At 32.2% G+C, this 14,049-nt stretch carries 11 protein-coding genes; 4 read left to right on the top strand and 7 right to left on the bottom strand.

The features are described from left to right. Positions 1-19: 19 nt before the first annotated feature. Both B5E58_RS05515 and B5E58_RS05510 read right to left on the bottom strand, forming a co-directional pair. Positions 20-1,522 (bottom strand): sugar ABC transporter ATP-binding protein, encoded by a 1,503-nt coding sequence (locus B5E58_RS05515; protein ID WP_088108687.1) that lies wholly within the window; start codon positions 1,520-1,522, stop codon positions 20-22. A gap of 108 nt (positions 1,523-1,630) precedes the next feature. Next, a complete protein-coding gene (locus tag B5E58_RS05510) occupies positions 1,631-2,704 on the bottom strand; it encodes a galactose ABC transporter substrate-binding protein (RefSeq protein WP_088108686.1) in 1,074 nt (357 codons plus the stop codon). Positions 2,705-3,075: 371 nt separating this feature from the next. On the opposite strand from B5E58_RS05510, the gene B5E58_RS05505 reads away from it, so the two are divergent. Together B5E58_RS05505 and B5E58_RS05500 are read left to right on the top strand one after the other, a co-directional pair. Continuing rightward, positions 3,076-4,353, top strand: coding sequence for a galactokinase (locus tag B5E58_RS05505; protein WP_088108685.1), 1,278 nt, complete (start codon positions 3,076-3,078; stop codon positions 4,351-4,353). Positions 4,354-4,380: 27 nt separating this feature from the next. Continuing rightward, the gene (locus tag B5E58_RS05500; protein ID WP_088108684.1) at positions 4,381-5,424 is read left to right on the top strand and encodes an aldose epimerase family protein; all 1,044 of its coding nucleotides are present in this window, start codon (positions 4,381-4,383) and stop codon (positions 5,422-5,424) included. A 32-nt stretch (positions 5,425-5,456) separates the two neighbouring features. On the opposite strand, the gene B5E58_RS05495 is transcribed toward B5E58_RS05500, so the two are convergent. Beyond that, complete coding sequence (locus tag B5E58_RS05495) at positions 5,457-6,272, bottom strand: YihY/virulence factor BrkB family protein (protein ID WP_143597238.1); 816 nt, start codon at positions 6,270-6,272, stop codon at positions 5,457-5,459. A 325-nt stretch (positions 6,273-6,597) separates the two neighbouring features. Here B5E58_RS05495 and B5E58_RS05490 point away from each other — a divergent pair, with 325 nt between their 5' ends. After that, positions 6,598-7,947 (top strand): alanine/glycine:cation symporter family protein, encoded by a 1,350-nt coding sequence (locus tag B5E58_RS05490; protein WP_088108682.1) that lies wholly within the window; start codon positions 6,598-6,600, stop codon positions 7,945-7,947. Positions 7,948-8,015: 68 nt separating this feature from the next. Further along, positions 8,016-8,501 (top strand): DNA-deoxyinosine glycosylase, encoded by a 486-nt coding sequence (locus B5E58_RS05485; protein WP_088108681.1) that lies wholly within the window; start codon positions 8,016-8,018, stop codon positions 8,499-8,501. Here B5E58_RS05485 and cysK read toward each other — a convergent pair whose 3' ends face one another. The 4 genes from cysK to B5E58_RS05465 form a co-directional block, all read right to left on the bottom strand. Further along, entirely contained in the window at positions 8,502-9,431 is a 930-nt protein-coding gene (gene cysK, locus B5E58_RS05480) for a cysteine synthase A (protein ID WP_088108680.1), read from the bottom strand. Positions 9,432-9,496: 65 nt separating this feature from the next. Next, positions 9,497-11,230, bottom strand: coding sequence for a phospho-sugar mutase (locus B5E58_RS05475; protein ID WP_088108679.1), 1,734 nt, complete (start codon positions 11,228-11,230; stop codon positions 9,497-9,499). A 77-nt stretch (positions 11,231-11,307) separates the two neighbouring features. Continuing rightward, on the bottom strand, positions 11,308-12,891 hold the full coding sequence (locus B5E58_RS05470) for a PEGA domain-containing protein (RefSeq protein WP_158097675.1): 1,584 nt from the start codon (positions 12,889-12,891) through the stop codon (positions 11,308-11,310). Between the two features lie 147 nt (positions 12,892-13,038). Further along, positions 13,039-14,013 (bottom strand): hypothetical protein, encoded by a 975-nt coding sequence (locus tag B5E58_RS05465; RefSeq protein ID WP_088108677.1) that lies wholly within the window; start codon positions 14,011-14,013, stop codon positions 13,039-13,041. Positions 14,014-14,049 lie beyond the last annotated feature (36 nt).

Genomic DNA, 14,049 nt, shown 5'->3' with positions numbered 1-14,049 from the left:
TTTACCCCTCTCTTTCTTTTTAACTCTCCAAATATTTCGTAGCAAGACGCATAACTTCTACCTGGTCAGCATCTTCTTTATTAAGTATTCCGGCATTTCTTCCGGCACTCATAACCATAACCCTATCACTCATACCAAGAAGCTCTGGCATTTCTGATGAAATCATAATAATAGCTTTGCCCTGAGCTGCAAGAGATTGCATAATTGTATATATTTCATACTTAGCACCAACATCGATACCACGAGTAGGCTCATCAAGTATAAGTATATCAGGGTCTGTGAGAAGCCATCTTGCAAGAAGCACTTTCTGCTGGTTACCACCTGAAAGGTTCTTTATAAGAGTTTCCATAGAAGCTGTTTTTGTGTTGAGCTTTTTGTTTGATGTAACAGCAGCCTCACGTCTTTTTGCTCCCTGTAAAACTCCCATATGTGCATAGTTTTTCTGGCTTGCAATAACTGTATTGTCAAGAACAGAAAGAACACCAAATATACCTGTTGCACGTCTTTCCTCTGTAAGAAGGGCTATTTTATGTTTTTTAGCATCTGCAACTGATTTTGCTTTATAATCTTCACCATGAACTTTTATTGTTCCGGACTCTATTCCTCTAAGACCGAATATAGCCTCAACAAGCTCTGTTCTCTGAGCTCCAACAAGTCCACCAATTCCTAATATTTCGCCTTTTCTAAGTGTAAATGTTACATCTTTAAAGCTCTTAGGATTTGTAGCTGTAAGATTATTAACTTCCATTATAGGTTCATCACTTGTTTTATATGTTTTTGGTGGAAATCTGTTTGTAAGGTCACGACCAACCATACGATTTATAATAAGGTCTGTTGTAAGTTCTGCTGAAGGCCAAGTTCCTACATATGTACCGTCTCGCATGATTGTAACTTCGTCAGATATTTTAAGAATTTCTTCCATTTTATGAGATATGTATATTATAGAACGACCTTCTGACCTTAACTGATTTATGATTTTAAATAAGTGCTCAACCTCATTTTCTGTAAGAGAAGATGTAGGTTCGTCCATAATAATAACTTTTGAATTATAACTTACTGCTTTTGCTATTTCAACGAGCTGCAACTGTGAAGCTGAAAGTGTTCCAGCAAGTGCAGCAGGGTCAATGTCGAGTTCAATTTTCTTAAAAAGTTCTTTTGTCTGTTTATACATTTTTTTATGGTCTACGGCAATACCTTTCATAGGAAATCTGCCAAGCCATATATTTTCCATAACCGGTCTGTATGCTATTGGGTGTAACTCCTGATGTATCATTGATACACCAAGCTCAAGAGCTTGTTTTGAAGTGTTTATATTTTCTTTTTTGCCGTCTAATATAATTTCTCCGCCATCTTCATGATAAATACCGAAAAGACATTTCATAAGAGTTGATTTTCCAGCACCATTCTCTCCCATGAGAGCATGTACTGTTCCTGGTCTTACTTTAAGTGTTACTCCATCTAAGGCTTTAACACCGGGGAAAACCTTAACGATATTATTCATTTCCAGGACATATTCGCCCATATGCTTAACCCCCTTCTTCCAAAAATATGGAACGGTTAAAAATTTAACCGTTCCATTAAAATTTAACCTATATTAAGCAACCGCCAAAAGGTCTTTAATTATAATTTATTACTGGAAATCCTGATAGTTGTCAGCTGTAACTTTTACGTATGGAATCCAAACGTATTTTCCATCTGTTACATCATATCCAATAGTATCTTTGCTTATTTCTTTACCCTGTGATGCAGCAACAGCTATATTTGTAGCAGCAATACCCTGGTTCTCACCGTCATTGAGAACTGTTCCAAGGAGTGAACCATTAGCCATAGCTTCAAGAGCAGGAGCAGTAGCGTCAACACCTACAACAGGGATATATTTTGTAGCATCGCCAGTGTTATAACCTTCAGCTTTAAGAGCTTCGATAGCACCTAATGCCATATCATCATTATTACAAATTATAGCTTCAATAGAATCTATACCTTTTGATGAAATAAGAGCTTTTGTAAGGTCAGTAGCCTGAACTTTATCCCATTTAGCTGTATCGTTAGCGATTTCTTCAACTTTGATACCAGCATCTGTAATAGCTTTTACAGAGTATTCTGTTCTTAATGTAGCGTCCTGATGTCCAGGTTCACCTGTAATCATAATATACTGAAGAACGCCGTCTCCGTTTTTGTCAGCTTCTGGATGAGCATTCCAGTACTCAGCAATGATTTCACCAGACATTGTTCCTGATTCTTCAGCTTTAGCACCAACGTACCAAACTTTGTCATAGCTCTGCATTACTTCAGCTTCTGGCTCTCTGTTAATGAATACAACAGGAAGGTCTTCAGCTTTAGCTTTTTCTACGATTGGGCCAGCAGCTGTACGGTCAACAGGGTTAACTGCAAGAGCTGTAACACCTTTTGTAATAAATCCGTCAACCTGCTCATTCTGTGTAGGCTGTTTGTTCTGAGAGTCCATTATAGAGATTTCAGCACCAAGCTCTTTAGCTTTAGCTTCCATGTTATTACGAACACCTGTCATGAATGTATCGTCAAATTTGTAAATACATGTACCAATTGAAACATCAACAGCTTCTTCGCCCTCAGTAGTTGTCTGAGCATTTCCACCGTCAGCTGAATTATCTGAAGAACCACAGCCAGCAAATACACCAGCAACCATGAGAGCGGCCATTGAAATTGCGAGTAATCTTCTTTTCATAATAAAAAACCTCCCTAGAAATAAATAAGTATTTTAAACACAGAATGTGTTTGGGAACAGGAACTTTAGTCTGTCCCGTCGTTTCTTGATGAATATATTATATATTATGAACCACTCTAAAATCCATATAATATTCTTTTCTTTTATATTAAAATTCTATACACTTTTTATATTTTTGAAGAATTTTAATGTTTTTATTTGTTTAATTTTGATTTATTTCATAATACAACAATATTTTACTATAATATTATATACAACAGATATTATAATTCTTTCAAAATAATATAAAATTCTTCAATACCATTGACATATAGACAAATGTTGTTCAATAATAAAAATAGTATATTAAATTAAGGAAAGGAAGGTTAATTATGGATAAAAATTTATTCTTTTCTGAGAGCTTCTTAAAACAGCTTTCATATATATATTGTACAGACAATGAGGGAAGTAAATTTTATGCCGAAAGATTTTATAAAGCTGTTGAAGATTTTGAAAAAACATTTGGAGAGAACAGAGAAATAAGACTTTTTTCTGCACCAGGAAGAACAGAGATAGGTGGAAATCATACAGACCATCAGCATGGTCGTGTCCTTGCTGGAAGTGTTAACCTTGATATAATAGCTGTTGTATCACCTAATGACAGCAATATAATAAAAGTAAAAAGTGAAGGCTACAAACTAAACATTGTAAATCTTGAAGACCTTAGTGTAAACAAAAAAGAGTACAATACAACTCTTTCACTTATAAGAGGAATAAGTGCATCTTTCAAAAATATGGGTTATAATATAAAAGGTTTTGACGCTTATATGACATCAAATGTTTTGAAAGGCTCAGGGTTATCATCATCAGCTGCTTTTGAAGTTATGATTGGAACAATATTAAATGAAATGTTCTGTGAAGGTAAAGAAACAGCTGTAAAAATAGCTCAAATAGGACAGTATGCAGAAAATGTTTACTTTGGAAAGCCTTGTGGTCTTATGGACCAAACAGCATCATCTGTGGGAGGTTTTGTAACAATAGATTTTAAAGATAATGAAAATCCTATTGTAGAAAAAATAGATTTTGATTTTGCTTCCTGTGGATACTCTCTTTGTATAATAGACACAGGCGGAAATCATGCAGATTTAACTCCTGATTATGCTTCTGTTCCTAAAGAAATGAAATCTGTTGCAAAGTTTTTCAATAAAAATGTTTTGAGAGAAGTTCCTAAAGAAGTTTTTTATAAAAATATAGGAAAACTTCGTGAAGTCTATGGAGATAGAGCAATTCTTCGTGCCGCTCATTTTTATGATGATGATGAGAGAGTTCCTAAAGAAGTTTTAGCTCTTAAAAATAATAATTTTGAAGAATTTAAAAATTTAATAATAGAGTCGGGACATTCTTCATATATGTATTTACAGAACGTATTTTCATGTATAAACCCTAGTGAGCAGGGAATATCTCTTGCCCTTATGTTATGCGAAAAACTTTTAAAGGGAAAAGGAGCTTATCGTGTTCATGGAGGAGGATTTGCAGGAACAATACAGGCTTTTGTTCCAAACGATATGCTTTCAGAGTTTAAAAAATCTATGGAAGAAGTTTTTGGTAAAGATAAATGCTATGTTCTCTCTATAAGACCTGTTGGCGGAATAGAGCTTAAATTACAATAATTATAATAATTAAAAGAGGTAATAATAATGATTACAAAAGAATTTTTTGGTAAAACTATAAAAGGTGAAGATGTTTTTTGTTTTAAAATATCAAATAGTAAAAAGGAATACGTAAAAATACTAAATTATGGGGGTATAATACAGTCCCTTGTAGTAAAAAACAAAAATAATGATTTTATTGATGTTGTTTTAGGATATGACACAGTAAAAGACTATGAAGACCATGACAAATATATGGGAGCTGTTGTTGGACGAGTTGCCAACAGAATTGCTAAAGGTAAATTTACATTAAACAATAAAGAATATTCATTATATATAAATAACGGAGAAAATCATCTTCATGGTGGAAAAGAAGGTTTTGACAGACGTGTATTTGACTATGAGTTAAAAGATGAAAATACAGTTATTTTATATTTAACAAGTCCTGATGGAGACGAAAACTATCCAGGAGAATTAAAACTTACTGTTACATATACTTTTGACGACAATGGCATAAAAATAGTTTATGATGCCATATCAAGTGATGATACTCCAATAAATATAACAAACCACAGTTATTTCAATCTTTCAGGATACAAAGCCGGAAGTATGGTTGACACAAAACTTAAACTTTACTGTGATTACTACACACCAAACGATATAAACTCTATACCAACAGGAGAAATTTTACCTGTAAACAATACTCCTATGGATTTCAGAGAGTTTAAAGCAATAGGAAAAGACATTGATGCTGATTTTGACCAGACTAAATTCGGAAAAGGCTATGATACAAACTGGGTTATAAAGGGAAATTATGGAGAACTTAGACTTTTTGCTGAAGCTATTGATGAAAAAAGCGGTATACTTATGAAAGCATACACAACACAGCCAGGAGTACAGTTCTATACAGGAAACTATATTGATGATGTTGTAAAGGGAAAAGATAATACACCATTTAATGAGAGAGATGGTTTCTGTCTTGAAACTCAAAATTTCCCTGACGCTGTAAATAAAGAAAATTTCCCTAGCGGAATACTTAAAAAAGGTGAAAAATATCATCAAGAAACAGTATATACTTTTGAGACAATATAATAAAAAAGAGGTATCTTTAAGATACCTCTTTTTTAATCCTCAAAATCTCCAAAATATTCATCAGCAATCATAAGAGCATGAGCAAACTCTGCACCCATTATTATTGTCAAGGAACTGAAATACAGCCACATAAGAAGAACTATTATTGTTCCAATAGAGCCATATATAAGAGAATAGTTAGCAATATTTTCAACATAGAAAGAAAAACCAACAGATATTACAAGCCATGAAAAAAGAGAAAAAATTGTACCTACAAATACATATTTTCTAGGAAATCTTTTTATAGGTGTTATATAGTAAAGTATAAACAATATAAAAAACAAAAGTCCCGCCAATATTATAAATCTCATAACATTCCATGTATTTATATATGGGTTTGAAAAATGAAATGTTTCAGATATAAATGTCAATACATTTTCACCTAAAATTAATAGCAGTAAAGATATAACTATTGATATTATAAATACTATTGTAAATAAAAAAACAATAATTCCATGTAAAATAGGATTTCTTCCCTTACTCATTCCATAGGCTCTGTTTATACAATCCATTATCACATTAACAGCCCTCATAGGAAAGTATATTGAAAAGAAAGCACCAAAAAACAATATTTGAGAATTTCTAACTTCTGTAACATAGCTTATAAAGGTTGTTATAATTTTTATTACATCTTCAGGAATAAATCTTGCCAAACCCTCTGTAAGATATGCTGGTTCAATATTCATATAACCTATAAGGGTACTTATAAATATAATAAAAGGAAATACAGAGAATATGAAATAATAAGCAAGAGCTGCTGCCGATTTACCTACTCCATGAGCAAAATATCTTCTTATAAATTCTCTCATAAAAAATATTCCCTTGTGTCTCTTAGCATGTTCATTTATGTTTAATACCAAATATCTCACCTTACTTTCAGTTTGAATATATATGATACAAAAATATTAACATAATCAAAATATAATTTATTTTAAAACCATTACTATTATGCACAAAATAAAAGTCTCTATATTTTTATTATAGTATAATAGCAATAAAAATAAAAATAAAATGTATAATCATGACAATATACACTTGCAATATTTGTTGTTTTTTGCTATACTGCTTTACATGACGTACAAATGTCCGTCATATAAAGAAGATGTTTTAAAAAAAGAACAGGGGTGTTTTATTTTGGACGTTATACAGTCAATTGTCACATCAGTAAACAGTGTACTTTGGGATTATCTTCTTATAATCCTTCTTTGCGGTACAGGTATCTATTTTTCTATCAGACTTAAATTTGTACAGATAAGAAAATTTAAAGCAGGTATGAAATCAGTTTTCGGTGGTTTCTCACTTCATGGTGCGAAAGCCAACAAAGATGGTATGAGTTCTTTCCAATCACTGACAACTGCTGTTGCTGCACAGGTTGGTACAGGTAATATTGCCGGTGCTGCTAGTGCTATTGCTTCCGGTGGTCCTGGTGCAATATTTTGGATGTGGATGAGTGCATTCTTTGGAATGTCCACAATATATGCAGAGGCTACATTAGCACAGAAGTATAAAACAAGAGTAAATGGCGAAATAACAGGAGGCCCTGTTTATTACATAAGAGAAGCATATAAAGGCGGTTTTGGAAAATTCCTTGCCACATTCTTCTCAATAACAATAATTCTTGCCCTTGGATTTATGGGTAATATGGTTCAGTCAAACTCTATTGGCGAGTCATTCAAAACAGCATTTGGAATAAATCCTGTAATAATAGGTGTTATTGTTGCAATAGTAGCAGCATTTATATTTATAGGTGGTGCAAACAGAATTGCATCTGTAACAGAGAAAATAGTTCCTATAATGGCATTTTTATATGTTATAGGAAGTCTTGTAATACTTGGTATGAATTTTGGCAATCTTGGAAACTCATTCAAACAGATTTTTGTACTTGCCTTTGACCCACAGGCCATGGCTGGTGGTGTTATTGGTGCAACAGTAAAAGATGCTGTTCGTTATGGTGTTGCAAGAGGTCTTTTCTCAAATGAAGCTGGTATGGGTTCAACACCTCATGCCCACGCTAGAGCAAAAGTTGACCACCCATGTGACCAGGGTATAGTTGCCATGATTGGTGTATTTATAGATACATTTATTGTACTTACAATGACAGCTTTAGTTATTATATCAACTAACTCAGTATCAACAGGACTTACAGCTGCACCTTTAGCACAGCATGCATTTAACACAGCTTTCGGTTCTTTTGGTAACATATTCATAGCAATATGTATGTTATTCTTTGCCTTCTCAACAATAGTAGGCTGGTATTTCTTCGGAGAGATAAACGTAAAATATCTCTTTGGACATGGTGCTGTTAAAATATACGCAGCATTAGTTGTAGTGTTTATTATAATAGGCTCAACACTTAAAGTAGACCTTGTATGGAGCCTTTCAGATATGTTTAACGGTCTTATGGTTATACCTAACCTTTTTGGTGTTCTTGCCCTTAGCGGAATTGTAGTAAAACTTTCAAAAGAACATGAAAAGAAAAAATAAAAAGTATATAATAAAAGATGTACCATTAATGGTACATCTTTTTTATTATTCTTAAGGAGATTTTTATTATGAAAATTATACACCAAATTCCCCCTATATATGACCAAAATTCCAAAATACTAATACTCGGAACAATGCCTTCACCAAAGTCAAGAGAAAACCAAATATATTATGGTCACCCTCAAAATCGCTTTTGGACTATAATGGCTGAAATTTTAAATTCACCTTTTCCAGAGAATAATACTGATAAAATAAATCTCTTAAAATCAAAAAATATAGCTCTCTGGGACGTTTTATATTCCTGTGATATAGAGGGAGCTTCTGACAGTTCAATAAAAAATCCTGTCCCAAACAATATTAAATCTATAATAGAAAAATCACAGATTAAATATATATTTACAACAGGAAAAAAAGCTTTTGAACTTTATAATAAATATTGTTTAGAGGATACAGGAATAGAAGCTATATCACTTCCATCAACAAGCCCTGCAAATTTTAGATATTCTTTAAAAAAACTTTGTGATGAATACAGTCAAATACTTAAATATATATAATTATTCAAACATAGGAGTTGAAAGGTATCTATCCCCTGTATCTGGAAGTATAACAACAATATTTTTATTTTTGTTTTCAGAACGTTTAGCCACTTCAACAGCACCAAAAAGAGCTGCACCTGATGAAATTCCAACAAGTATTCCCTCTTTTATGGCAATTTCACGTCCCATTTCATAGGCTTCCTCATCTTTTACAGCCATAACCTCATCATAAATATTTGTATCAAGTATATCTGGTATAAATCCAGCTCCCAAACCTTGAAGACCATGAGGGCCTGCTGTTCCCTTTGTTATAAAAGGTGAACCGTAAGGCTCTACTCCTATAATTTTTATATTAGGATTTTTTTCTTTAAGATATTTTCCTATACCGGATATAGTTCCACCTGTACCAATTCCTGCAACAAGTATATCAACATTTCCATCAGTATCATTCCATATTTCCGGACCTGTTGTGTTTTCATGGGCTTTAGGGTTAGAAGGATTTACAAACTGTCCTGGTATAAATGAATTTTCATACTCTTTTGAAAGTTCTTCAGCTTTTTCAATAGCTCCCTTCATACCCTTTGAACCTTCTGTCAAAACAAGCTCCGCACCATAAGCAGATAATATTTTTCTTCTCTCAATACTCATAGTGTCAGGCATTGTTATTATAACTCTATATCCCTTTGAAACACCTATGGCAGCAATACCTATTCCAGTATTACCACTTGTAGGTTCTATTATAACAGAGCCTTCTTTTAAAATACCTGACTTTTCCGCATCATCAATCATTTGCTTTGCAACTCTATCTTTAATACTACCTGCCGGATTAAGATATTCAAGTTTTGCAAATATATTTGCCTCTACATTTTGAGATTTTGAAAAATTTGAAATTTCAAGTAAAGGAGTTTTTCCAACAAGTTCTGATATGTTTTTATATATTTTTGCCATACTATCGCCTTCTTTTAATATATTTTAAAAAACTCCGTTCAAAGAACGGAGTTTAAATTTATAAATTACATTTTTTCAAGTTTTGCATCAACATCAGCATCAAGAGCTTTAACTTTTGCTTCAGCAGCTTCAATGCTTTCAGCTTTTACACCATAGTAGAATTTAAGTTTAGGCTCTGTTCCAGAAGGTCTTGCACAAATCCAAGTTCCGTCCTCAAGTGTATAGTGGAGAACATTTGAAAGTGGAAGTGTGTCTTCCTCTGTTTCACCTGTTAAAAGATTTTTAAATTCTTTTGTCTGATAGTCTCTTGCCCATTCAACTTTAATTCCAGCAAATTCAGAAGGTGTGTTGTTTCTTAATGTATCCATGATATATTTAATTCTTTCAACACCTTCAATTCCTTTAAGTGTGAGAGATTTGATACCTTCTTTGAAGAAGCCGTATTTTTTGTAAACTTCCATAAGACCTTCATATAATGTAAGACCTTTTGTTTTGTAGTAAGCAGCCATTTCACAAACAAGCATTGTTGCAACAACAGCGTCTTTATCTCTTGCATATGTTCCTGCAAGACAACCATAGCTTTCTTCAAAACCAAATACGTATGTATAATCACCTGATGCTTCAAATTCTTTTATTTTTTCACCAATGTACTTAAATCCTGTTAAAACGTCAAATAATTTAACGCCGTATTCTTCACACATAGGTCTAATCATTTCTGTTGTAACGATTGTTTTTATAACAGCACCGTTTGAAGGAAGTGTTCCATTAGCCTTTTTCTGTGAAAGTATATACTCTGTAAGGAGAGCACCTGTCATGTTACCTGTGAGAACAACATATTCTCCTTCGCTGTTTTTAACAACAACACCAACACGGTCACAGTCAGGGTCTGTTCCAACGATTACATCAGCATTTTCTTTCTTAGCAAGTTCAATTGCAAGATTAAATACTTTAGGGTCTTCTGGGTTAGGATATCCTACTGTTGTAAAGTTTCCGTCTGGAAGTTCCTGTTCTTTTACAACAAATACATTTTTAAATCCTATTTCACTTAATGCACGTCTTACAGGGATATTTCCTGAACCATGAATAGGTGTATAAACGATTTTGAAATCATCAGCAACAGCTTTTATAACTTCTGGGTTCATTGACTGTGCTTTTACATTTTTAATGAATTCATCGTCAACTGATTTATCCATTACATTGAAAAGACCAGCTTTTACAGCTTCATCTTTATCCATAAATTTAATATCTGAATATTTTTCAACTTTATTTACTTCTGTAATAATTTCTTCATCTCTTGGGTATGGAACCTGTCCACCATCTGCCCAGTATACTTTATATCCGTTGTATTCTGGTGGATTGTGGCTTGCTGTAACAACAATACCAGCTGTACATCCAAGATGTCTAACAGCAAATGAAAGCATTGGAGTAGGTCTTAAAGCATCATAGATGTATGCTTTTATTCCATTTCCCGCCATAACAAGACCTGCTGTTTCAGCAAATTCTTTTGACATATTTCTTGAGTCATAAGCAAGAGCAACGCCTTTTTTAACAGTTTCTTCACCCTGTTTTTTGATATAGTTTGCAAGTCCCTGTGTAGCCTTTCCTACTGTATATCTGTTCATACGGTTTGTTCCAGCACCCATAATACCACGGAGACCACCTGTACCAAATTCAAGGTCTTTATAAAATCTTTCCTGAATTTCTTTGTCATCATCAGCTATTGCTTTAAGCTCATTTCTTGTAGCCTCATCAAAATATTCATCATTTACCCACTGATTGTACTTCTCTTTGTAATCCATTGTAAAAATCCCCTCTCTCGTGTAATTTATAGTAAATACGTTTTTAAAACGCAAAGTACCCAACTTTTAAATTTTAATTACTGAAAACTGAAATCTATACTCTGTGTAGTTTCATCAACGGTAATTTGTCTATCAATATCACTATATCCTGAAAGTTTTGCTACAAATCTATAACTTCCCTTTTCAAGTGAAATATTCATAGGACTTTTTCCAACATATTCATCATCAATGTAAATATCTGCATCAGCCGGATATGTTGTTATAACAAAAGAAATTTTTTCTTCTGGAAGTTTCTCAAGACTTGCATTTACTTCCTTAGAACTTCCTGAAAGATTTACAGTCTCCTCCCAAGGACTGTAACCTTCTTTTTCAATTCTTATTGTATACTGTCCCTCATCAAGAACCTGTGGACTTTCAATGTCACTTACACCTATACCGTCTATATAAAGATTGTAATCATCAACATTTGCTTTCACAATAAGAACACATTTTTTACCTTGAAAGTCTGAAAGGTCTATTTCAAAACTTTCACAGGAAACAATAAATATTTCCGCTGTATAATCATTTATATTGCTACCCTTTATAACTATATTATGAGACCCCTCCAAAACAGGTATAGTCTCTATTCCACTAAGTTCTAAGGGTTCATTTTCATCAATTATAATTTGACCGTTTTCCACTTTATCAATATTTTTAATATTTATACTGCCATGAAGTTCAAATATCTCAATGTAATAAACTGTATCATCATAACCCTTTATTTTAAGGGCATCAACCTCAGCTATATCAGTAACAGACTTATGCTGTCCCTTATAAAAAACATCTACTTTATCAGAAACCTTATATGTCTTATCATCAGAGGAAATACTATCTCCTTTTTCGGAAGGTTTAAAACCATAAACAGGTTCTTCTTTTGAATTTCCCAATACAAAAAAATCTTCTGGATATGTAATTTTAGTTACTTTCTCATTATCTTTATCAAACTCAACATTAATAACATCGCCGGGCAAAATATTTTTTAGAGAAGACTTTGTTCCCTCACTGTCAAAAATCTCTGTATCACTATCAATATTTACAGAATAGTTTTTTTCGTTTTTTATATCCCAAACAAGTATATCTGAATTTCCATTAATACTCTTTACTACAAGAGGCGAATTTTCAGTTGAAATATCAGTAGTTAAAATATTTTCTTTTTCTGTATCTGTTTTGTTTTCATTAAAAGACATAAAAGTATATATAAAAACTGCTAAAAAAACAACAATCCCAACTATAAGGGTTATCCCCATAAAAATTTTATATTGTCCCTTTTTCTTTTTTGGTGGTTTAGGATTTTTGTTTTTGTTTTCAAAAAGCTCTCCTTTAAGAACAACAGTATCGCCGAATTTATCAGAGTCATAATCTTTTGAAAAATCATTTTGTGATGACACAATAGTTTTATCACTAAATTCTTCTTTAGGATTTTCATTTTTAGGTATTTTTTCTGAATTTATAGAATTAAGGTAATTATTTTTATCTCCAAGTTTTCTTTCTATTTCACTGTTGTCATTTGTGATACTGCTATTTTCATTAAAATGATATTTTTTAATTTCTTCATTTATGGAATCAAGTCTTTGTGTTTTGCCATACTTGTCCTCATCATCTTCAAAATTGTATTTGGACATAATATCACTCCTTAAAGGCTTAATCTTCACATATAATATTTTAATTCCATATGATAAAAAATTCAAGAATAAGTTCATCAATTTAATGTTTATTTAAAACAGAATAACGGAAAACTGCCATATTTTCCCGTTATTCTTAAATATTTTTCATAAAATTTCCGAAAATCCACTGTTTTTTTTAATAAGCATTGCTGATTTGCTAAATCTTTCCATCATGGCATCAGATATGCATACAGAACGTTTATTATAATACTCATTACATATACTTAAAAACTTCTGTGGAAACATCAAAAAGGCTTTTAAAATATTCATATCATTATTATCAATATTTCTAACATTTTTATATGAATTAATAATCTCTAAAAGTTGATTGTCATCAAAAACTTCTGTTTTTATAAGTCTTCTTATAAAGTCCGCCAAATCCCAAACAGTAAAATTTTTAGAACATTTATCAAGATTTGTAACTGTGGTACAGCCATTTTCAAGAATTTTTACATTATCACCCTTAAAAGCATTATGACATACAGTGTTTAAACTATATTTTTTATTATTCAAAATACTCTCTTCAAAATTCTCAATAATATTTATTGATTTTTCCGCCATATTAGATACAATATCAAAATTCTCAATCACAATCATATCAATTCCACTATATCTTCTCTTTTCTTTAATTCTTTTTCTTATTCTCTTTAATTCTGTATATCTCTTTACAAAAATATCATGTATTCTGTCCATGTCGTTAGGCATATCATCACTTTCAAAACCTTCACTGCAATTATGGAAATGGCCTAAAATCTCTGCTCCCCTCATAGCTTGACAAAAATTAGAAAAATCCAGCTCCTCACCTTCCATACAATCTTCAAGAACATATTTATTACCATTTATTTCATAAAAAAAATCACCATTATCACATATTTCAAATTCAGATATTTTAAAACCTTTGTCTTTCATATAGTGTCTAAGGTCACATTCTGCCTTAAGTCTTAATAAGTCATTTCCACCTTTTCTTATCTCTTTAAGTCCCTTATCAGTTTGGCAAACAAAACCTGTTCTTGTTCGTTTCCCTCCATAAAATTTTAGACTATATCCTTCCTTAAGTATTTTTAAATATATGTCGTCCATATATACTCCCCCCGTTTATTATAAATTTTAAAAAAA

Origin of the sequence: Tyzzerella sp. An114, from assembly GCF_002161055.1 — a bacterium.
GTDB classification, from domain to species: Bacteria; Bacillota; Clostridia; order Lachnospirales; family Anaerotignaceae; genus Fimicola; species Fimicola cottocaccae.
Note: the sequence above shows the minus strand (reverse complement) of the source record. Positions and strands in the feature narration are given on the sequence as shown.

Bases quoted from the DNA above. Each gene is read 5' to 3' on its own strand.
- B5E58_RS05510 (WP_088108686.1), bottom strand. From the start codon at position 2,704: ATGAAAAGAAGATTACTCGCAATTTCAATGGCCGCTCTCATGGTTGCT.
- cysK (WP_088108680.1), bottom strand. From the start codon at position 9,431: ATGGCAAAAATATATAAAAACATATCAGAACTTGTTGGAAAAACTCCT.
- B5E58_RS05465 (WP_088108677.1), bottom strand. From the start codon at position 14,013: ATGGACGACATATATTTAAAAATACTTAAGGAAGGATATAGTCTAAAA.
- B5E58_RS05500 (WP_088108684.1), top strand. From the start codon at position 4,381: ATGATTACAAAAGAATTTTTTGGTAAAACTATAAAAGGTGAAGATGTT.
- B5E58_RS05475 (WP_088108679.1), bottom strand. From the start codon at position 11,230: ATGGATTACAAAGAGAAGTACAATCAGTGGGTAAATGATGAATATTTT.
- B5E58_RS05515 (WP_088108687.1), bottom strand. From the start codon at position 1,522: ATGGGCGAATATGTCCTGGAAATGAATAATATCGTTAAGGTTTTCCCC.
- B5E58_RS05505 (WP_088108685.1), top strand. From the start codon at position 3,076: ATGGATAAAAATTTATTCTTTTCTGAGAGCTTCTTAAAACAGCTTTCA.
- B5E58_RS05485 (WP_088108681.1), top strand. From the start codon at position 8,016: ATGAAAATTATACACCAAATTCCCCCTATATATGACCAAAATTCCAAA.
- B5E58_RS05495 (WP_143597238.1), bottom strand. From the start codon at position 6,272: ATGAGAGAATTTATAAGAAGATATTTTGCTCATGGAGTAGGTAAATCG.
- B5E58_RS05470 (WP_158097675.1), bottom strand. From the start codon at position 12,891: ATGTCCAAATACAATTTTGAAGATGATGAGGACAAGTATGGCAAAACA.